The organism is Erwinia sp. E602 (assembly GCF_018141005.1).
Classification (GTDB): Bacteria; Pseudomonadota; Gammaproteobacteria; order Enterobacterales; family Enterobacteriaceae; genus Erwinia.
On the sequence record NZ_CP046582.1, the window covers coordinates 1,880,496 to 1,901,374 of the forward strand.

Genomic DNA, 20,879 nt, shown 5'->3' on the forward strand with positions numbered 1-20,879 from the left:
CTGTTCACCAGCATAAACCGGGAACAGTATAGGTGAAAGGGGGTAAACAGCAGATTAACGCGGGCCGCTAAACACGGCCCGCAGGGGAAATTACTTCAGATCGTCAACCATCTGAATCGCGCGGCCAAGGTAGTTAGCCGGGGTCATCTGCTTCAGGCGGGTTTTTTCATCTTCCGGCAGCGCCAGGCCGTCGATAAACGCCTTCATGCCTTCGGCGTCCACGCGCTTGCCACGGGTCAGCTCTTTCAGCTTCTCGTACGGCTTCTCAATGCCGTAACGACGCATCACGGTCTGGATCGGCTCGGCCAGCACTTCCCAGTTGCTGTCCAGCTCGGCCAGCAGGCGGTCGCGGTTCACTTCCAGCTTGGAGATGCCTTTCAGGGTGGCCTGGTAAGCGATCAGCGCGTAGCCGACGCCGACGCCGAGGTTGCGCAGCACGGTGGAGTCGGTCAGGTCACGCTGCCAGCGGGAAACCGGCAGTTTGCTGGCCAGATGCTGCATCACGGCGTTGGCCAGGCCGAGGTTGCCTTCGGAGTTTTCGAAGTCAATCGGGTTAACCTTATGCGGCATGGTGGAAGAACCGATTTCGCCGGCGATGGTTTTCTGCTTAAAGTGGTTCAGTGCGATATAGCCCCACACGTCGCGATCGAAGTCGATCAGGATGGTGTTAAAGCGCGCCATGCAGTCAAACAGCTCGGCAATGTAGTCGTGCGGCTCGATCTGGGTGGTGTACGGGTTCCAGGTAATGCCCAGCGAGGTGACAAACTCTTCGCTCAGCTGGTGCCAGTCTACTTCCGGATACGCGGCGATGTGGGCGTTATAGTTGCCGACCGCGCCGTTGATTTTACCCAGCACTTCAATGCGCTCCAGCTGACGCAGCTGGCGTTCGAAGCGGTAGGCAACGTTGGCCATCTCTTTACCGAGGGTGGACGGGGTGGCAGGCTGACCGTGGGTGCGTGAGAGTAGCGGGATATCACGGTACTGCACAGCCAGATCCTTGACTGCGGCGATGATCTTGTTCCAGTACGGCACGATCACCTCGCGACGTGCCGTTTCCAGCATCAGCGCGTGCGACAGGTTGTTAATGTCTTCTGAAGTACAGGCGAAGTGGATAAATTCAGATACCGCATGCAGGGAAGGTACGCTCTCCACTTTCTCCTTGAGGAAGTATTCAACCGCTTTCACATCATGGTTGGTGGTGCGCTCGATAGTTTTAATCCGCGCGGCGTCTTCTTCGCTGAAGCTGCTGACGATTGCATCAAGGTAAGCGTTTGCGTCGGCGTCAAATGCAGGAACTTCCCTGATCTCTGCGCAGGTCGCCAGCTTCTGTAACCAGCGAACTTCAACCTCAACGCGGAACTTCAGCAGGCCGAACTCGCTGAAAATGCCGCGCAGGGGGCTGACTTTGTCGCCGTAACGGCCATCAACGGGTGAGACGGCGGTCAGAGAGGATAATTCCATTGGTGCAACTCCTGGATCGGTTGTAAACATCAGGTTGGGGTCCCGTTCAGGCGGGCCAGAATCGCTTTCGCCTCGTTAACAAGACGGCCACGGGAAAACATCAGCTGCAGGCGGCCACCGCCAACCTGCTGCCACAGCACCGCCGAGCGGATACCCGCCAGCAGTGCCGCACGAACTTTACTCTGCACCTGCGAATTCTGCAGCACGGCCGGTGAACCGGTGACCTGAATACGCGGGCCGAGCGGGCTGATCACATCAACGTAGATGCCGGCCATGGCGCTAATCAGCGTATCCGACTCCAGATCGTAATGCGCCAGCTGGCGGTCAAGCTGCGCGATGCGGCTGGAGAGCTCGTTAAGCGCGGTTTTACTGGCGCTGAGCTTGCGCTCCAGCACCATCATGCTCAGCGTGTAGCGCGTCAGCTCGGCGCCCAGCCCCTGGCGGCTGTTGCTGTTCAGCACCGCCAGCAGCGTCTCCAGGCCAAACTGCAGGTTGGCCTCGTCATTGCCAAACACCGCCAGCGTGGAGGACGGGTTCAGATCCAGCAGGCTGTTCAGTGACACTTTCAGCGCCTCCGGCGGGCAGCTGCCCTGATGGGCCAGCTGCTGTACCAGATGCGCCGACTGACCGATGCCGGCCAGTGCCAGGGTAATATCATAAAAATTCTTTGCCACGGTGGCTCCTGTTATCGTCCCGCGTCGTGCGGGAGGCCCGGCTTTATGCAGTAACCAGCGGCAGACGCTGTTCAATAATACCGCCGCCGAGGCAGACGTCATCCAGATAAAACACCGCGGACTGGCCCGGCGTCACCGCCGCCACCGGCAGATCAAAACGCACCTCAATGCGCTCATCGTCCAGCGGCGTGACGGTGCAGGGGATATCTTCCTGACGATAGCGGGTTTTCACCACGCAGCGCAGCGGGGCGGTAAGCGGCGTGCGATCCACCCAGTGCAGCTGCTGGGCAACAAGGCCGACCGACATCAGGCGCGGGTGATCGTGGCCCTGAGCCACCACCAGCACGTTGTTCGCCACGTCTTTATCCACCACGTACCACGGCTCCTCGCCGTGATCTTTGGTGCCGCCAATGCCTAAGCCTTTGCGCTGGCCGAGGGTGTGGTACATCAGCCCCTGGTGCTGACCGACGGTATCACCGGCTACGGAGACAATCGGGCCGGGCTGCGCGGGCAGATAGCGACGCAGGAACTCGGTGAACTTGCGCTCGCCGATAAAACAGATGCCGGTGGAGTCTTTTTTCTTCGCGGTGACCAGCTCCAGCTGTTCTGCAATGCGGCGCACTTCCGGCTTCGGCAGATCGCCGACCGGGAACAGGCTCTGCGCGATCTGGTCGCTGCCTAAGGTGTAGAGGAAGTAGCTCTGGTCTTTGTTGCCGTCCAGCCCGCGCAGCAGCTGACTTTTACCGTCAACGTCATGGCGGCGCACGTAGTGGCCGGTGGCGATAAAGTCCGCGCCAAGGTCTTCGGCTGCAAACTCCAGGAAGGCTTTAAATTTGATCTCTTTATTGCACAGGATGTCCGGGTTAGGCGTGCGTCCGGCCTTGTACTCTTCCAGGAAGTGCTCGAAGACGTTGTCCCAGTATTCGGCGGCGAAGTTGATGGTGTGCAGATGGATCCCTAATTTGTCACACACCGCCTGCGCGTCAGCCAGGTCGGTGGCTGCCGTACAGTACTCTTCGCCATCGTCCTCCTCCCAGTTTTTCATAAACAGGCCTTCGACCTGATAACCCTGCTGCATCAGCAGCCAGGCAGAAACGGAGGAGTCCACGCCGCCGGACATCCCGACGATCACTTTTTTCTGGCTGTTCATACTGTTCGACATTTAATACCCAACCTGAGGTTTTAAGGAGCCGTTAAAGGCGGCTCTGATAAAATTGCGGCATATTCTATCATGCGTTGCTGGCGCGCGCATCCTCGCTAAACGGCCACTGAAAGGCGCTGAGCAGGGCCAGCGGATGGCGGGTTCCCTGCTGGTAAATACGCAGGCTTTCCGCCACCAGTGGCGATCGCAGCTTCTTCGAGGTGAGGATCTCCTCTGGCGGCAGCCACCAGCAGCGGTCGATATCTTTATCCTGTGGGTAGGTCTCGACCATCGCCGGGAGATCCAGGCTGAACAGGAAACGCAGGAACGGCGTATTATCCGGCGCGATCCACTGATGCATCGCCAGAAAGGCCTGCGGAACGGCATCAATGCCGGTCTCTTCCGACAGCTCACGCACGGCGGCCTGCAACAGCGTTTCGTTGGCCTCCAGATGCCCGGCGGGCTGGTTCAGCGTGGCGCGGCCGCGCACCCGCTCTTCCACCACCAGGAACTGGCCTGCGGCCTGTACGACGGTGGCGACGGTAACGTGGGGTTTAAACATTTCAGGCTCCGGTTGCTGCGCGCCAGGGGGCGGTCAGCGTTAAATTTGGTCGGTAATATCGCGCCACTCGCCGGGTGCCAGCCCCTGTAACTGCAGCGCGCCCATTGAGAAGCGAATCAGGCGCAGGGTCGGGAAACCGATATGGGCGGTCATTCGCCGCACCTGGCGGTTACGCCCCTCAGACAACGTGATTTTTAGCCAGCAGGTGGGAATCGCCTTCCGCTCACGGATCGGCGGATTGCGCGGCCACAGCCACGCCGGTTCGGCCACCAGCTCCACGCCGGCGGGCAGGGTAGGGCCATCGTTCAGCACCACGCCGCTGCGCAGCGCCTGCAGATCGCTCTCCGCCGGCTCGCCCTCCACCTGCACATAATAAATTTTGCCGGTGCGCTTACCGGGCTGGGTCAGCTGCGCCTGCAGCGCGCCGTCGTTGGTCAGCACCATCAGCCCTTCGCTGTCGCGATCCAGTCGCCCGGCGGCATAGATCCCCGGCTGCGGAACATAATCCTTCAGCGTGCGCCGCCCGGCTTCGTCGCTGAACTGCGGCAGCACATCAAAGGGTTTGTTAAACAGCACCACGCAGCGGGGCCCTTTGGGGGCAGCCGGGCGGCGCTGTGGCGGGCTGGAGCGTTTAACGCGGTGATTAGCAACAGAAGTTTTTCGCATGGTCTTTGCACTTGAGAACAATAGGCGCATTATACCTCAATCTTCAGAGGATTGGCGCAGAGTCAATATTCGAGTAGTATTGACGCGCATCTTACAAGTCATTAACAAAAAAGCGCTCGAAGGAGAGGTTGATGGAAAGCAAAGTAGTTGTTCCGGCGGAAGGTCAGAAAATCACCCTGGATCAGGGAAAACTGAACGTACCTAACAATCCAATCATCCCGTTTATTGAAGGTGATGGCATTGGGGTAGACGTTTCCCCGGTGATGATCAAAGTTGTCGACGCTGCCGTGAAGAAAGCTTACAACGGTGAGCGTAAAATCTCCTGGATGGAAATTTACACCGGTGAGAAATCCGTAGAGCTGTACGGTCAGGACGTCTGGCTGCCGGAAGAGACCCTCGAACTGATTAAAGAGTATCGCGTGGCCATCAAAGGCCCACTGACCACCCCGGTCGGCGGCGGTATTCGCTCCCTGAACGTGGCCCTGCGCCAGCAGTTAGACCTCTACATCTGCCTGCGTCCGGTGCGTTACTACACCGGCACCCCAAGCCCGGTAAAACGCCCACAGGACACCGATATGGTGATCTTCCGCGAAAACGCCGAAGACATCTATGCCGGTATCGAGTGGAAAGCGGGTACGCCGGAAGCCGAGAAAGTGATCAAGTTCCTGCGCGAAGAGATGGGCGTGAAGAAAATTCGCTTCCCTGAGCAGTGCGGTATCGGCGTTAAGCCGTGTTCAGAAGAAGGCACCAAGCGCCTGGTCCGTGCGGCGATCGAATATGCGATCACCAACGACCGTGACTCAGTGACCCTGGTTCACAAAGGCAACATCATGAAGTTCACCGAAGGTGCCTTCAAGGACTGGGGCTATGAACTGGCGCGTCAGGAGTTCGGCGGCGAGCTGATCGACGGCGGCCCGTGGGTGAAAATCAAGAACCCGAACAACGGCAAAGAGATCGTGATCAAAGACGTGATCGCCGACGCCTTCCTGCAGCAGATCCTGCTGCGTCCGGCCGAGTACGACGTGATTGCCTGTATGAACCTGAACGGCGACTACATCTCTGACGCCCTGGCTGCACAGGTTGGCGGTATCGGTATCGCTCCTGGCGCAAACATCGGTGACGAGTGCGCGCTGTTCGAAGCCACCCACGGTACCGCACCTAAGTACGCGGGCCAGGATAAAGTGAACCCAGGTTCCGTGATCCTGTCCGCTGAAATGATGCTGCGTCACCTGGGCTGGTTCGAAGCCGCAGACCTGATCATCAAAGGCATGGAAGGCGCGATCGCAGCCAAGACCGTGACCTACGACTTCGAACGTCTGATGGACGGCGCTAAGCTGCTGAAATCTTCAGAGTTTGGCGATGCAATGATCTCTCACATGTAATGTGGTGAGTGGGTGATTGTGAAAGCGGGGGCCCTGGTGGCCCCCGTTTTTTTGCCTGAAAAAACCTTTCCGCAAAACTCTTCCCCAGAACGGGCTAAATGGAGCATATGGACATCAATCTGACCGGCTTTATTCCAGCACTATTGCCCGTTGCACTCTCTCCCGGCGCAAGCTTCACGCTTGTTATGAGCAGCGCACTGGCCGGTGGACGCAGCGGACTTTGCAAGAACCCTTGCCGGAACAGCATTGGGTATCTACACCCATGCGCTGTTGATCGGACTCGGCATAACTGCCGTGATTGTCTCGTCTCCGGCGGTCTATGGTTTTCTGAAAATTGCGGGAACCCTCTATCTTCTTTGGTTAGGGATGATGCTCATCCGTAGTGGCCTGGATGCCAGGCCCATTCAACTCAAAAAAAGCCTGTCTGCAGTTACGGTAAAAGAGGCGTGGCTTGCCAACGTTCTGAATCCTAAAGCCATCATTTTCTATCTGACCGTTGTCTCCCAGTTTGCCGGTAAGCAGGGTGGCGTTGGCAATTACCTGACCTTAGCCTCCGTGCACGTGCTGGTTATGAGCGTCTGGCTTATCGTTATCAGCTACACCCTGATTTTTTCAGCAAAAAAGAGCAATCCATCCCGGTTAAAAAAATACGTCAACACCTGCGGAGGGGGGCTGCTGGTCATTTTTGCCCTTCACAACTTTATTGAATAACTCCTGGCAGGTTAGCGAGCGAATTAAATAAAACCTGAGTCAGCCCAAATCCGCAATCTGCTTTTAAATCTGCGGTGATCCCTCAACAGCATTCATGCTAAACAGTCTCTGTGATCCAAATCAGTGGGGAGTCGCTGCCCCGTGGCGGGGATTTCGAGGGCGTGAGCGGGCTGGAGATCGTGTGGGCAGGGGACAGTACTGCAAAAAATACACAAATGGTGCTCAGAGTGATAGGGTTAACTCTTTGCCACAGAAAGAGGAAAAGCTAATGATTGTAAGGACCTGGCACGGATGTGTTCCGCTTAAACATGCTGAAGGTTTTGCAAGACACCTGGAAAAGACAGGGGTAAAACATTCAGAAAGCATCCCCGGCAACAAAGGTGCATATGTCCGCAGGGAAACCCAGGGCGGCTGGGAGCATTTCTTCCTGGCGACTTACTGGCAGGATCTGCAGTCGGTAAAAGCCTTTGCCGGAGAAAACTATCATGTGGCGGTGACCTACCCGGACGATGAAGAGTTCGAGCTGCTCTCCGACCCGTATGTTTTCCAGCATGAAGTGGAAAGCAGCGTAGCCCTTTAGCCCTGTTTTCGCGCCGACCGGTTGGCTGGCTGAATTTGTCGTAGAGAGAACGCGGCTTTCTCAGAATTGTGTGCGCTGCCGGGATTGCATCCCGGCGCGTTGGCAATGCGCAGTTTCGGATCAGAATGCCATTCTGCATCAGAATCCTTGATAAGGAACAGGTTCTGGGGCGGTGCAAGACCATCAACTGCGCAGGCTTACTGGCCCGTTATGTGGTTAACATATCGCACAATTTCATCGTTAAGCGCCAGAGCAGGAAGATCCGTTATCAGGTTTTAGTTAGTTTTGCGTATAAACTTATTTTCCCGCCTGACAAACCTCCTTGATTCGTTGATCCCCATTATCAAAGGTATTCCCAGCAACAAAGTTAGACAGCGCTTCCCGTAGCTGCGTACAGGTTATACCCGCACTATGCAATGAACTGACCACATGCGATCCCTCCCCCTCGGTATAAAATCCGTGAGCAAGTTGTGACGGCGACCATGCAGCACCCTGTGCTAGTATGTCGTGCATCACGAGGATCAGTACCTGCGGATCGTCACCAGTGTATTTTTCTGCCCGGCCGATAGCTTTTTCCAGCACCGGATTGTTCCCTTTTTTATCTTTATAATCAGCCCACTGCACCACATTTCTCTCGAGTATGGACTGGATCACAGCGTGGGGAGAATACTCAACAAGGTATTCCCACAGCGAATCAGCGTAATCTGCGGCTGGCTTCTCTTTAAGAATATCTGGAGCGGCGGCAATTTTATCCGCTACCTCCACTATCCCCAGAAGCGCTTCTGCCTGAATGCGGTAAACAGGTTTTTCAGGAGGATGGTAGTCCCATAAAAATTGAATAAGCTCTGCGTTAGCTTCAGGTATTATTCTGTAGTAAACCCTATCGTTCAGTAGTTCAGGCATCTTATCGAGGATAATTTTCGCGCTAGCCATATACTGTCTTTTTTGTTCTTCTGTAGGTGTACTTGAAAAGTATAAAGGCTGATCTAATGGATTATTCGCACGCAGAAATTCTCGGTTGCTTTTTGCCTGTTTATCATCACCATCCAGCTTTTCGGTAAACACGCGAACCGCATTAAGATTATTATTCTTTACCGCTGTTGAAAAGATAGAACCATTAAATGCGTATTTCCGGAACGGATTAGCACCTCTGGACAGTAATTCCCGGAACGTCGTTTCAGGCATGTTTGAATTATTAACAGCTTCAACCAACATTTCTTGACGAAACTCCACATCCTCAAGTCGTCGATTGAAACTCTCACTTCCCTTACTCTTACCTATATTAAGTAGTTGGTGGATGTCTCGTCCAGTCTGCAACTCTGTAAGTAAATTTGGACTGGTGGTGTTAATGGTGATAAATAACAATGTAAGGGAAATAATATGCCCGCATAATATCCCGGAAATGACAGGGGCATCTGCTCTGAAAAAGAGATAGCTAATCACCACCCCTCCCAGTATTGATCCAGAAGCAATGGGGATTATGCTTATAGATGTATAAACGTTGTAAAAATATAGCACCCACCAGAAAAATAATGTAGCCAGGATTTGAGGTAAAACCAGCCATAGAAAAAGGGAGCGAGCCCCTGAATGGCTGGTGGATTTTACCAACAAAAATAGAGTGACAAACCCCATGAAAAAAGGGGCTGTCAACATAATGAATAACATTAAAATATCAAACCAAGTTAAGCTGATAATGCCTGGCATCACTGACACTCCTTTTGAATTATTTTAAAAATCCCTTGCGCTATAGATATCAACAAATGATAAATTTGTGCATTTTAACATGGGAAGACTAAATTAATGTTATCTAAATCATAAACATTCACCACTTACGGAATCTAAGTTCACACGAGTCATGTACACAAGCAACATAAGTGCATAATTTACAGGGCTGCAAGTTGTTGTTTTTGTGAGTATCCTTACATTTATTTTTACTATTCAGAGCATTAGTGTCCGATTAATGGACCTGTGCGCATTGATAATCATGCAATGATAACGTCCGCTTCTGGCACACGGCTGCCGTAGCAGCCCTGACGCGCTTATCCTTCCATTGACTCAGCGTCGCTGACACATCATCGGCTTCAATGCACGGATCACGGACTGTGCCGGGTAGTGTCTTACGGCTCGAAGAGTCAGCTGCAGGCGAGTGTGGTGATGATGCTGGAGGATACCAACGTCACCGCCAAACAACTGGACAGAACGCTGCATCAGCTGACGTACAGCAAAAACTTCCATCCAAAGGCGGTGATTTTTGGTCAGTTCTATGCGATGGGTGCAGCTGAAAGCGAGAAGCAGCTGTATCGTCAGGTGATTAAGGATTTTGCCGGGCGGGTGAGTTATCCAGTCTACTATTACCCGGTATTCGGCCACGGTGAAACCAATAAACCGTTTATTCTCGCCCGGCGGGCGGAGATTTTATGCCGTATCGGTTATCCGTTGTGCAGCCTGACGCAAGCGCCGGTTGTAAGCGGGTTCAGCGATACATCGTCGCCATCCCCTGGCGTTCGGTAATGCACTCGTCGGCACCCATTTCGAATTCCCGGCAGATCAGCGGGCGGTTTTCGTAAATGGTGCACATCATGGTGTTGCGGTCCAGCGCCGCACACCAGCCATCGTCCAGCCGCAGCATCACTTCACTGTCCCAGTCATCGTAATCGATAAACCGTTTCGGCACCCCGGTATCGGTGATCAGCATCACCTCCAGCTGGCAGCAGCAGGCGGCGCAGGTGGAACAGGTGACGGCGGGCGTATCCGCAAGCTGGGTAACGGGGATAGTGTTCATAGTCGCGATATGCGTTTTACCTGAGGGCCCGCGTCGTATCGACGTGGCCGTTAAATGAGTGACCGATAAAGGAGGGGCATTTTGTCAAACGCTGCCGCTTTGTCAATCGTCGCTGTACTATCCCTGTGCCGCCTGTGCCGCCTGTGCCGCCTGTGCCGCCTGTGTTGCCTGTGTTGCCATATTCTGACGCTCTGAAGCCCTGACGCACAGGGATCGGCGCACGCTCCCTGCCTGCAATGGCGAATAAAAGCCCTGTGGGCATCACTAAAAACCCCTCCGCTTCACAGTTTTTATATTTAAAATCAGCGGTAAGGGGGGCTGAAAACCCTGCCGCTATCACAAAACGTGCGCATTATTTGAATCACCTCACTGTTTGCGCGCCGTTCAATAAGCCATTTCCACCTTCGGCCGGAAACCCGCTGTCTGTACCCCGCCGTCAGCCGGTTTAGACTGTAATTCGACTTCACATTCACCGACACGCGCAAAGGGATGCCGCCTTATGTTAATTGCACGAGAGAACATTTTTCTGAACCAGGCCTTCACCAGTAAGCAGGAGATATTTCGCTTTCTGGCGCGCCATGCGGTGGCGCAGGGCTGGGCGGAAAGCGCCGCCGCGATTGAGGCCGACCTGTGGCAGCGCGAGCAGCAGTACTCCACCGGGTTTGAAAATCAGATCGCCATTCCCCACGCCAAAACCGCCAACGTCAGCCAGACCGGGGTGATCTTTATTCGCCTGGCGCAGCCGATTGAGTGGGAAAGCCTCGATGACCAGCCGGTACAAATTATCTTCGGCTTACTGGTGCCGGAATCCGGGGCGAAGGTTTTACATCTGCAGATCATTAACAGCCTGGCCAGCCAGATCGTTGAGGATGATTTTCGGCAGTTTCTGTTCATTGCAGAAAGCGAAAACGCGCTGTTCGAATTTATGAAATCACGCATTGCCATTGAGGAAGACGCATGAATATTGTCGGAGTGACCTCCTGTATTGCCGGACTGGCGCATACGCCGATGGCGGCAAAATCGCTGGAGAAAGAGGGCAGCAAACTGGGGCATCAGATCAAAATTGAGCAGCAGGGGGCGATGGGCATCCTGAATAAAATTACCCCGCAGGAGGTGGCCGCCGCCGATTTTGTGCTGATCGCCGCCGACCGCTCGATTGAAGAGGAGGAGCGCTTCGCCGGGAAAGTGATTATCCGGGTGAAAATCGGCCAGTGTGTCGGCCATGCGGCCGAGGTGATCGCCAAATGCGTGACGGCGGTTGCCGCCCGTCAGCAATCATAAATCAGGTGCCGCAATGAAAAAAATAATGGTCGATATCAAGAACCATCTGATGACCGGGATCTCCTTCGCTCTGCCGATCATTATTGCCGGTTCGCTGATGGTGGCGGTGGCGAAAATTATCGGCCTGGCCTTCGGTGCCGCCGATCTCAATGCCTTTGCCGAACAGGACGGGTTGAGCCACTGGCTGTACCTGACCCAGGAGACCGGTTTTAAAATCATCGGCCTGATGAACTACGTGCTGGGTGCCTACGTGGCCTACTCCATCGCCGGGAAAAAAGGGCTGGCCGCCGGTTTTACCGCCGGGCTGATCGCCTCGCTGACCGGCTCCGGTTTTCTCGGCGCGGCGCTGGGTGGGCTGCTGGCCGGTTACTCCTCTGAGTGGGTCTCACGCAAAGTGCAGATCACCGGGTCTGCGGCCACCTCGGTGCCGCTGATTATTCTGCCGTTTATCACCGTCGGGCTGCAGGTACTGGTGATGCTGCTGCTGCTGGGCGACGTCTTAAGCTGGCTGAACACCTCGCTGATGGCCTGGGTGCAGCAGATGACCGAAGACGGCACCAGCACGGTGCTGCTGGCGGTGGTGCTGGGCGGCATGATCTGCTTTGACCTCGGCGGCCCGGTCAATAAGGCCGCGTGGGGCACCGGCAATGTGCTGTTCCTCAGCGGCGTCTATATGCCGGCGATCCTCGTCAACGTGGCGATCATTATTCCCCCGCTCGGTTACGCGGCGGCGCGCTTCCTGCGCCCCGGCAACTTCAGCCAGACGCTGAAAGAGGCGGGCAACGGCTCGGTGATTATGGGCATTCTCGGCATCTCGGAAGGGGCGATCCCCTTCACCCTGAAAAATCCGGCGCGTTTAATCCCGCTTAACGTGCTGGCCGGTGCGCTGGGTGCGATGACGGTGGCGCTGCTGAAAGCCTACCCGATTATGCCGCCGCTGGGCGGGCTGTACGGCGGTTTTACCGTCGGCAACGCCTGGGCCTATTTTGCCGGGGCGCTGGTGGGTACCGCGGTAATCGCCATCGGGGCCAATATGCTGGTCAACTTTAACGACAGCGCCGCCGGCGATGAAAACGGTCCGGTCGCCGCTGAAGAGATTGAAATCAAATTTGATTAACCGCCTGGTCCGGTTCTTAAGGAGAGATGATGAAGCAGAAAACCGTTCATATTTACAGCCACACGCACTGGGATCAGGAGTGGTACTTCACCCAGTCCCGCTCGCGGATTTATCTGTTTAACCACGTGAAAAATCTGCTGCGCGTGCTGGAAGAGAATGCCGATTTTCCCTGCTACCTGCTGGATGCGCAAAGTTCACTGATTGAAAGCTACCTGCAGTGGGCACCGGAAGACCGCGAGCGGCTGTATAAGCTGGTCAGGGAGCAACGCCTGCTGACCGGGCCGTGGTTTACCCAGACCGATATGCTGGTGGTGCACCAGGAGTCGGTGGTGCGTAACCTGTGGTACGGCATGGAAATTGCCGCCGAGGCCGGGCACGCGATGCCGCTCGGCTATATCCCGGACTGCTTTGGCCAGGGCGGCAATATGCCGCAGATCTTCCGCCAGTTCGGTATTAAGCACGCGCTGTTCTGGCGCGGCATCGCCGACAATACGCTGCACGAAACCGAGTTCTTCTGGCAGGGTGACAACGGTGAGCAGGTGTTCGCGGTACAGATGCCGTGGGGCTATCACTACGGTGGCCTGCTGGATGAAACCCCGGAAACCCTGCCGGCGTTTCTGAATGAGAAAATGGCCGCCATCGAAGCGCGCAGCCAGCGACAGCATCTGCTCTATCCGCACGGTTTCGACCAGGCCCCGGTCCGGGAAAACCTGCCGCAGCTGGTGCGCCAGTTCAACGAGTGCGACCCGCAGCGCCACTATCAGGTCGCCAGCCCGCTGGCGTTTGTGCAGGCGCTGGAGGCGGAGGTCGCTGGGCAGGCGCGGGTGCTGCCGGGCGAGCTGACCGAAGGCAAGCACTCGCGGGTGCACAAGTCGATCTTCTCCTGCCGGGCGGATCTGAAACAGCTGAACAATGAGATCGAAGCGCTGCTGGTCAACACCCTCGAACCGGTGCTGGCGATTGGCCGCGGGCTGGGGCTGGACTACCCGGCCAGGATCGTCGCCGATATCTGGAAGCTGATGTTCTATAACGCCGCCCACGACAGCATTGGCGGTTGCAACAGCGACGCGACCAACCGCGATATTCACCAGCGCTATATTCATGCGCGCGATCTGGCGGTCAGTCTGCTGGAGCTGCACACCCGCTTAATCAGCCAGCGTATACCGCGTGATGAAGAGTACAGCTTCACCGTGTTTAACCCGCTGACCAGCCCGCTGGCACCGCAGATCACCTTTGAGGCCTGGCTGCCGGGGCTGCCGTTCACCCTGCGTGATGCCCGCGGCCGGGCGCTGCCGTACGTGATTGAAGAGCAGCAGGAGCTGACTGCCTACGTGCTGAATCAGACTATCCGCCTCAACCCCGGCAAGCCTTACCATAAGCCGGAAAAGGTCTACCGTACCCGGCTGACCGTGGCGGCCAGCGAACTGCCGGCGCTCGGCTACAGCCGCTGGCATCTCGACTTCAGCGCCGACGGCGCCAGCTGGCCGCAGCAGGACGACCAGCGGGTGATTGAGAACGCCAGCTACCGCATCGAGGTGGATGCGGACGGGCTGCTGACCATTACCGACAAAGCCAGCGGCAAACGCTATCCGCGACAGATGCTGTTTGTGGAAAACGGCGACGACGGCGACTCCTACAACTACTCGCCGCCGCGCGACGATCTGATCGTCACCTCTGAGGGGGCGCTGGTGGCGGCCAGCCGCAGCGGGCACGATCTCAGCCAGTCGCTTGAGCTGACGTACCGCCTGGCGGTGCCGCACGACCTCAACGAACGGGCGCAGGGGGTCACCGGCGGCAGCATGACCCTGTCCGCTACGGTGACGCTGCAACAGGACGCGCTGATCCGCTTTGACGTGAAGGTGGATAACCAGGTGCTCAGCCACCGCCTGTGCGTGCATTTTGCCAGCGATATCTCCGCCCGCGTCTCCCATGCCGACCAGCTGTTCGGCGTGGTCAGCCGCCCGGTTGCGCTGAGCGAATCACTGCAGGTGTGGCAGGCGGAGAACTGGCATGAAAAACCGATCGCCATTGAACCGATGCAGAGCTACGTCAGCCTGCACGAAGAGCAGCACGGTTTCACCCTGCACACCAACGGCGTGCGCGAGTATGAAGTGGTCGGTGAGCGGTTCGATACCCTGTCCCTGACCCTGTTCCGTACCTTCAGCCATATGGGCCGTGAAAATCTGCTCTATCGTCCTGGCCGCGCCTCGGGTGAGTCGGTGGTCGCCACGCCGGATGCCCAACTGCAGGGGGAGCTGCGCTTCAGCTTCGCCTGGCGCATCTGCCAGGGCTCCTTTGACCAGGCGCAACACGGCCGGGTATCTAAACAGTGGCTGACCACCTTCCCGGTGTATCAGGACAGCGATTTCCTTAACGGACGCCTGCGCTTCTGTCTGGCGGACCAGCCGCGCGACCTGCCGCGCGAGTACAGCCTGCTTAACCTGCCTGCCGGGCCGGATGATGCGTTGGTCAGCGTGGTCAAATGCGCGGAACAGGGTAGCGGCATCATCGTGCGCCTGTACAATCCGCAGCGCGACCGGGCGGTCAGCGTGCCGTCGCTGACCGGGGCGCGTTTTGTGATGCTGGATGAACGGACGCCGATGGTCGCCAGGCAGCAGCTGAACCGCAACGATGTGCAGACGCTGTATGTAGAAACGGAATAACGAGGGAAAAATGAGACTGTTCACCAACAAGCGGGTCAGAGATATTTTCAATCAGATTGCACAGGGCACCGTGACGCAAAGCGCGCTGGCGCAGGCGATGAACGTCTCCACGCGGACCATTCGCAGCGATCTGAAAGCGCTCAGCGATATCGTCAGCCACTCGGGTAACAGTCTTATTTACGATCGTAAAAAAGGGTTTTCGATTGACGTGGCCGACCGCGCCGGGTTCAGTTCGCTGCTCGAACAGTCGCAGCGTCCGTGGAAAGAGGCGCGCTGTGCGGCAGAGCGTCGCCGCGCGCTGCTGACGGCACTGCTGCATCAGGATGGCGCGGTGTCGCTGGAGGCGCTGGAAGCCCGCTGGTTTATCAGTATCTACAGCCTGCGCAACGATGTCGCGGTGCTGCGGCGGCACTTTGCCCACTACGCTATCGCGGTGCAGGCCGACGGCCAGGATCGGCTGACCCTGGCCGGCAGTGAAACCGCGTTGCGGCGCTGCATCTATGAACATCTGCTGCAGGCGAAGGATGTGGAAGAGGAGTATCAGACACTGTTTGCCACGTCGGGCAGGATTGCCGACCTGAAACAGTCGCTCAGCCAGGCGTTTCTGCTGCAGGGGCTGGCGTTAAGCGACGTCAACCTGCGCTTTTTTACCCTGATCTGCGCCATCGCCTGCGGCAGGATCCGCGCCGGCAGGGCGATCGGCGGGTTTACCTTCCCCGACGTCGAGCCGCAGTGGCAGCAGCTTGCCGGCGAGATCCTGCAGCTGCAGCTGGCGGTCAGCGGGGTGGAACAGAGCGAGGTGGACTATCTGGCGATGAACCTGGCGGCATTTTGTTCCGCGCTCCCGCTCGGCCAGCCCAACGCAGGCCTGTACGTGGCCGAACAGGCGGTGATGAATCATTTTCTCAGCTACATCAGCAGCGCCTGGTTTTGTGAGCTGAACTATGACGATCTGTCGCGGGAAAACCTGCTCAGACACATTACCGCGATGCGTATTCGGGTGAATTTCGGCATAACCATTATCAATCCGCTGATTGAACAGATTAAACGCCACTACCCGCTGATTTATGAAATGACGCTGGCGGCGTTCAGCGAGCTGGATCTGTGGTTCAGCGGGCCGATCAGCGACGACGAGATCGGTTATCTGGTGATGCATATCGGGGCCATTCTGGAGGAGACGCAGTCGAGGGACGCGCAGCACCCGGTCACCGCGCTGCTGGTCAGCGATCAGGGAGACGCCGCCACCCGGCTGGTGTGCCAGAAGATTATCCGTATGTACCCGAACATTATGATTAATCGCTGCCTCTCTGTGGCCCGCTATCAGCAGCTGGCGCAGGTGGAGGAGGACCTGGTGGTCACGCTGGCGGAAGTGGAAGAGAAGCACCCGCGAACCATCAGCCTGCCACCGCTGCCCGATCGCGGCCAGCTGGAGAGCATTAAGCCGCTGCTGTCCGTGGCCAGACCGTCGCCGGAGGCGATGAGCAACTGGTTCCCGGCGGCACATTTCACCATCATTCGCGATGCGGACTACGACAAAGCCGCGCTGATTGCCATGATGGCCGGGCAGCTGCAGAGCAGTGGCCGGGTGGATACCAGCTACGCGGATTCGGTAATGGAGCGTGAGGCGCGCGCCTCGACGCTGCTGGATGATAAAATTGCCATCCCCCATCCGATGGGGCTGGTGGCGCTCAGTACGGTGGTGGCGGTGGCGATATTCCCGCAGGGCATCGAATGGGATGAGGGCAAAGTTGTCAGGCTGGTCTTTATGCTGGCCATCAGCGGGGATGCGTTTGCCGACAGTATGCTGATCTATGATTACCTGACCAATATTCTGGATGATGACGTGATTGATAAATTAAGTCAGTCAGACAGCCATAACGATTTTATTCTGCGCTCGGAGAACTATTTTTTACAGGCTTAACCCGAATAAACGGGTTAAGCGGGATATCTGTGGGTATGTAGTTAATCTAAAATAATAATGGAGTTAACATGAATATCAGAAATTACCTCTGTGTATTAACCCTGTTCAGCGTTCCGGCCGTGGCGGGGATCACCTTTGATACACCGGAGGGCAGCCTTAAATTATACGGTGACGTTGAATTTAACGTCGATGCCGCCAGCCGCACCGGGCAGTTAACTTCGCTGCGTACCAGCGCCGGTAAAGACTGGAAAGCCGGTGATGCGGAGCGCTGGGACGTAAACGGGCGCATCCTGATTGGCCTGGACGGCTATCGGCTGATGGATAACCGCAACTTTGCCGGTTTTACCGTGCAGCCGCTGGCCGACCTGACCGGCTCAATGAACCTCGATGATGCCGCGTTCTTCTTTGGCAGAGAGCAGGACTGGAAATTCAAAGTGGGCCGCTATGAAGCCTATGATATGTTCCCGCTGAATCAGGATACGCTGATTGAGTACTCGGGTAACACTGCCAATAACCTCTATAACGACGGCTACGGCTACATTTATATGATGAAAGAGGGGCGCGGCCGCAGCAGCTCCGGCGGTGCCGTGCAGCTCAGCAAACAGAGCGGCCCGTTCTATTTCGAAGTCAATGCGCAGGCCAGCGACGGCACCACGCTGTTCCAGGAAAGGAACTATCACGGCAACGCGCTGGATAATAAAAAGAACACCATTTACCTGCGCCCGGTGGTGGCCTGGTCGTATAACGATCTCTCTGCCGCCATCGCCATGGAGCGCAACGTGGTCAGCAACGCCTATGGTTACACTGACAGTAACGGCCAGTTCAGCGACCAGTCAAAGCGTAACGGCTACGGTGCCACCTTTACCTGGAACGGCCAGCGCGCTAACCCGGAAGATGGCGTGGTGCTGAATCTGAGCACCGCCTGGCTGGATGCCACCGGGGAGAAAGACTTCAGCGCCGGCAGTAATATTCTCTGGCACGATCTGGAGCTGGGCTATATTTACGCCAATAATGACGTCAAAGAGTTTAATCTGGCGAACCTGGATGTAAACAGTGACGGTGAATTTATTCTGGGTAAATACACCATCCATACGCTGCACACCTCTTACCGTATCCGTAACGTGATGGAGATGAATAATTTTGATATTTATCTTGGTGCCTACTGGTCGAAGCTGAATATCGAACAGCAGCAGGATGATAAAGACCGCTACGGTGCCCGGGTAAGATTTAAATACCATTTCTGATTAATCACTTTATTAGCTACGTTTACTGCGGTGGATTATGCAGGGCTTGCCTGTGTCTTTGCCGCTGCATAGCGCAGTAAACGGACTTTTTTTAAATTAACGATGAGGCTATTCGGCATGTATCTGGGGATAGATATTGGCGGTACCAAGATGGCGGCGGTGGTGATCGACAGCAACGGCACGGAAGCGGGGCGTTATCGCACGGCGACGGTAAAAAACGGCTACCGTCAGTTTATTGATGAGGTCATCCGTTTTATTGCGCAGATTGAGCAGGATATCGGGGAAACGCTGACCCCCGGTATTGCTCTGCCAGGCAGCGTATCTGCGCTGAGCGGTAAAATCAAAAATTCTAATATTCTGCTGCTGAACGGTGAAGATCTGCAGCAGGATCTACGGGCGAGGCTGGGCAGAACGGTCTCTCTGGCAAACGATGCCAACTGCTTCGCGCTATCAGAAGCCTGCGATGGCGCAGGGCGGGGCAGTGAGGTGGTCTTCGGGCTGACGCTGGGCACCGGCTGCGGCGGCGGGCTGGCCATCGGCCGGCAGATATTCAGCGGCGCCTGGGGCAATGCCGCAGAGTGCGGGCACCTGACGCTGCCGGGATATCACCCGGCGGCGGATGGCCCGGCGGTGACCTGCTACTGCGGGCGCGATAACTGCAGCGAGTCTTTTATCTCCGGCAGCGGCTTTGCTGAGCGGTATTTACAGCTAACGGGCGATGCGCTGAGCACGCCGGAAATTCTGCAGCTGGCACGCACAGGCCATGCGCTGGCGCTGCAGCAGGTGGCGCGTTTCCGCGATCAGCTGGCGCGGCTGCTGGCCTCGGTGGTCAATATGGTCGATCCGCACGTCATCGTACTGGGGGGCGGGCTGTCAAACGAGCCGCTGCTGGTGGCGGAGATAGGCGCACAGGTGGCACCCAACGTATTTACCGATACTTTCTGCACGCCGGTACTGACGGCAGTGCACGGCGACAGCAGCGGAATGCGCGGTGCCGCCTGGCTGGCCCGGCGGGCAGAAGCGGGAACCCTGGCTTAGCGTCTGCCCCATATGGCTCTTATTGCCCACCTGCCCACCAGGCGCATAGCGGATGCGGTGGTCGCCAGCCGTAAGTGTACGCTCTGTGATCCCGGACAGAAAATAATACCGACATCAGACAGTTATCTGCTGTTAACACCACACAATTTAACATTCTGATGTAAACTGTTAACAAGCGGGGCGAAAAAATCCCGCTGGCAGTTCTCCCAGGCATGGATCTCAGCCTGGCATTATCGTCTGGTCATCAAGGGGGTTATATGACACAACGTTTAGGCGATCTGTTCCAGGAAATCAAAGACCGGATTGCGAAAGTTCGCGGCCTGACCAACGACGAGGATGTTGAGCCGGATGACCGGATCAAAATTCACAACCGCGCCTTCCTGCTGTTCTCCCTCGACTGTCTGCTGGACGAATACCGCACTAAAAATGCGTCTCTTTACTCTGCGCTGAGAGGAAGGGATGCGCTGCACCATCTGTTACTGAAAAAGTATGGCTGGACGCTGTACGAGATCCGTTCGCTGACGCTGGCCGACAGCCTGTTTGCCATTCAGGATGAGCTGGTGTTCGACAAGCTGCCGCAGGCGGTACAGAGCTATCTGCGGGACAATCAGTGGGATAAATTCAACAGCACCTTTGACGATCTGACCGATCAGGAGTGGGACCCGATGCTGGGCAACGGCCATTTCGATCTGACCCAGCGTTAACCGCCCGGCGGCGGCCCGGTCCCCCGGCTGCCCGCCATTGCGTTGCCTCTGCCCGTCGGGCAACGCAATCCTGACGAACCGTTGTCGTCAGGTTGACGCCGGGTGCCGGTGACAAAGCCGTTCCAGCAGCATGCCGGAGAGGCAGGCGGCAATAATCACCAGAAATCCCATCAGTGGACCACCCGCCAGCAGCAGGGCGCAGAGTATGGCAGCGTTCATCATGTCTGTTCTTCTTATCAGGAGTGACTCACAGCGCTATGTTGGCCCCAGGCCGCAGCCTGTGCAATGCGTGGGATCAAAAATTGCGACGCGATTCGCACAGGATGATTTTTCTCAATATATTAATGCATTTAATACATTCAGCGATGAATGTAATTGGCTATATTCACCGAAAAAAAGGGCGGATCTGCACGGATAAACGCGCGGAGTTCTTTAACAGAAGGGAGGAGGGGAGAGTCAGGCAGGTCAGGGTGGCTAATATTGGGGACAAAAAAAAGCCCGCTAAACGCTCAGTTGCGGGCCAACACCAGGGAAATCGATTAAAAATAATAATAAGACTAATCTCAGGTAATGCAACTCGAAAGCGCCGCAACCTTGTGTAAATTTATGCAAATATCATCAGCCCGTACAGCTTTGGTCAGAAAGACTCGGACACCAGCCACTGATCGGCCTCGTCGAACATCTCTTCAATAATCCGCATCAGCGTGGCTTTGTCCGTTTTGCTGACGTCAGTTTTCACCCCGTTCGCCTGCATCGCTTTGACTTTGACCTCCATTTCCGGAAACACGCGCTGCACGCGTTTTTCCAGTTCGTTGCGAATCAACTCCCCGGCGTTGGCCAGCCCGGCAACGTTGCGCTTGTCATAAATCAGTTCAACAAACATCTCTGCTCCTTACGATTTTTATCTGTATAAAAATACAGGTATCCGTCGGGGGGTTCAACAGGATTTATC

General features: G+C 56.3%; 20 protein-coding genes and 1 pseudogene. 12 read left to right on the forward strand and 9 right to left on the reverse strand.

Going from position 1 to position 20,879, the window contains the following annotated elements; translation table 11 throughout:
• Positions 1-90: 90 nt before the first annotated feature.
• From purB to rluE, 5 genes are all read right to left on the reverse strand, one after another.
• On the reverse strand, positions 91-1,461 hold the full coding sequence (gene purB, locus GKQ23_RS09935) for an adenylosuccinate lyase (protein WP_056232857.1): 1,371 nt from the start codon (positions 1,459-1,461) through the stop codon (positions 91-93).
• Positions 1,462-1,490: 29 nt separating this feature from the next.
• Entirely contained in the window at positions 1,491-2,135 is a 645-nt protein-coding gene (gene hflD, locus GKQ23_RS09940; protein WP_056232854.1) for a high frequency lysogenization protein HflD, read from the reverse strand.
• A 43-nt stretch (positions 2,136-2,178) separates the two neighbouring features.
• Entirely contained in the window at positions 2,179-3,297 is a 1,119-nt protein-coding gene (mnmA, locus tag GKQ23_RS09945) for a tRNA 2-thiouridine(34) synthase MnmA (RefSeq protein WP_233209017.1), read from the reverse strand.
• Positions 3,298-3,364: 67 nt separating this feature from the next.
• Positions 3,365-3,838 carry an NUDIX domain-containing protein gene (locus GKQ23_RS09950; RefSeq protein ID WP_212410705.1) on the reverse strand — a complete coding sequence of 158 codons (474 nt, stop codon included), beginning with the start codon at positions 3,836-3,838 and terminating at the stop codon, positions 3,365-3,367.
• 39 nt (positions 3,839-3,877) lie between these two features.
• Complete coding sequence (rluE, locus tag GKQ23_RS09955) at positions 3,878-4,534, reverse strand: 23S rRNA pseudouridine(2457) synthase RluE (RefSeq protein ID WP_056232849.1); 657 nt, start codon at positions 4,532-4,534, stop codon at positions 3,878-3,880.
• 101 nt (positions 4,535-4,635) lie between these two features.
• Between rluE and icd the strand changes: the two genes are divergently transcribed.
• The 3 genes and pseudogenes from icd to GKQ23_RS09970 all read left to right on the forward strand — a co-directional run bounded on the left by icd (position 4,636) and on the right by GKQ23_RS09970 (position 7,177).
• Positions 4,636-5,886, forward strand: a complete 1,251-nt coding sequence (gene icd, locus GKQ23_RS09960) for an NADP-dependent isocitrate dehydrogenase (RefSeq protein WP_056232847.1) — start codon at positions 4,636-4,638, stop codon at positions 5,884-5,886.
• Positions 5,887-5,993: 107 nt separating this feature from the next.
• Positions 5,994-6,597, forward strand: a pseudogene (locus GKQ23_RS09965) (LysE family translocator).
• 268 nt (positions 6,598-6,865) lie between these two features.
• The gene (locus GKQ23_RS09970) at positions 6,866-7,177 is read left to right on the forward strand and encodes a hypothetical protein (protein ID WP_212410708.1); all 312 of its coding nucleotides are present in this window, start codon (positions 6,866-6,868) and stop codon (positions 7,175-7,177) included.
• 297 nt (positions 7,178-7,474) lie between these two features.
• Here the strand turns inward: GKQ23_RS09970 and GKQ23_RS09975 are convergent, their stop codons facing one another.
• Positions 7,475-8,881: a hypothetical protein gene (locus GKQ23_RS09975; protein ID WP_212410710.1), complete on the reverse strand. Its 1,407-nt coding sequence runs from the start codon at positions 8,879-8,881 to the stop codon at positions 7,475-7,477.
• 408 nt (positions 8,882-9,289) lie between these two features.
• On the opposite strand from GKQ23_RS09975, the gene GKQ23_RS09980 reads away from it, so the two are divergent.
• The gene (locus GKQ23_RS09980; protein ID WP_249168498.1) at positions 9,290-9,688 is read left to right on the forward strand and encodes a hypothetical protein; all 399 of its coding nucleotides are present in this window, start codon (positions 9,290-9,292) and stop codon (positions 9,686-9,688) included.
• Here the strand turns inward: GKQ23_RS09980 and GKQ23_RS09985 are convergent.
• Entirely contained in the window at positions 9,651-9,959 is a 309-nt protein-coding gene (locus GKQ23_RS09985) for a YkgJ family cysteine cluster protein (protein ID WP_212410712.1), read from the reverse strand. The genes GKQ23_RS09980 and GKQ23_RS09985 overlap by 38 nt on opposite strands.
• Before the next feature lie 499 nt (positions 9,960-10,458).
• Here GKQ23_RS09985 and GKQ23_RS09990 point away from each other — a divergent pair, with 499 nt between their 5' ends.
• The 8 genes from GKQ23_RS09990 (at position 10,459) to GKQ23_RS10025 (ending at position 19,927) form a co-directional block, all read left to right on the forward strand.
• The gene (locus tag GKQ23_RS09990; RefSeq protein ID WP_212410713.1) at positions 10,459-10,920 is read left to right on the forward strand and encodes a PTS sugar transporter subunit IIA; all 462 of its coding nucleotides are present in this window, start codon (positions 10,459-10,461) and stop codon (positions 10,918-10,920) included.
• A complete protein-coding gene (locus tag GKQ23_RS09995; protein WP_056232838.1) occupies positions 10,917-11,240 on the forward strand; it encodes a PTS fructose transporter subunit IIB in 324 nt (107 codons plus the stop codon). Before GKQ23_RS09990 ends, GKQ23_RS09995 begins: the two co-directional genes overlap by 4 nt.
• 13 nt (positions 11,241-11,253) lie before the next feature.
• Positions 11,254-12,357 carry a PTS fructose transporter subunit IIC gene (locus GKQ23_RS10000; RefSeq protein WP_212410715.1) on the forward strand — a complete coding sequence of 368 codons (1,104 nt, stop codon included), beginning with the start codon at positions 11,254-11,256 and terminating at the stop codon, positions 12,355-12,357.
• A 26-nt stretch (positions 12,358-12,383) separates the two neighbouring features.
• A complete protein-coding gene (mngB, locus tag GKQ23_RS10005; RefSeq protein ID WP_249168499.1) occupies positions 12,384-15,020 on the forward strand; it encodes a mannosylglycerate hydrolase in 2,637 nt (878 codons plus the stop codon).
• Positions 15,021-15,030: 10 nt separating this feature from the next.
• On the forward strand, positions 15,031-16,941 hold the full coding sequence (locus GKQ23_RS10010) for a PTS sugar transporter subunit IIA (RefSeq protein ID WP_212410717.1): 1,911 nt from the start codon (positions 15,031-15,033) through the stop codon (positions 16,939-16,941).
• Positions 16,942-17,009: 68 nt separating this feature from the next.
• Positions 17,010-18,185, forward strand: coding sequence for a carbohydrate porin (locus GKQ23_RS10015; protein ID WP_212410719.1), 1,176 nt, complete (start codon positions 17,010-17,012; stop codon positions 18,183-18,185).
• A gap of 117 nt (positions 18,186-18,302) precedes the next feature.
• A complete protein-coding gene (locus tag GKQ23_RS10020; protein WP_212410721.1) occupies positions 18,303-19,223 on the forward strand; it encodes an ROK family protein in 921 nt (306 codons plus the stop codon).
• Between the two features lie 257 nt (positions 19,224-19,480).
• A complete protein-coding gene (locus GKQ23_RS10025) occupies positions 19,481-19,927 on the forward strand; it encodes a hypothetical protein (RefSeq protein ID WP_212410723.1) in 447 nt (148 codons plus the stop codon).
• Between the two features lie 87 nt (positions 19,928-20,014).
• Here the strand turns inward: GKQ23_RS10025 and GKQ23_RS24060 are convergent, their stop codons facing one another.
• On the reverse strand, positions 20,015-20,149 hold the full coding sequence (locus GKQ23_RS24060) for a hypothetical protein (protein WP_256442895.1): 135 nt from the start codon (positions 20,147-20,149) through the stop codon (positions 20,015-20,017).
• Between the two features lie 415 nt (positions 20,150-20,564).
• The gene (locus GKQ23_RS10030; protein WP_212410725.1) at positions 20,565-20,810 is read right to left on the reverse strand and encodes a DinI-like family protein; all 246 of its coding nucleotides are present in this window, start codon (positions 20,808-20,810) and stop codon (positions 20,565-20,567) included.
• Between the last annotated feature and the right edge of the window lie 69 nt (positions 20,811-20,879).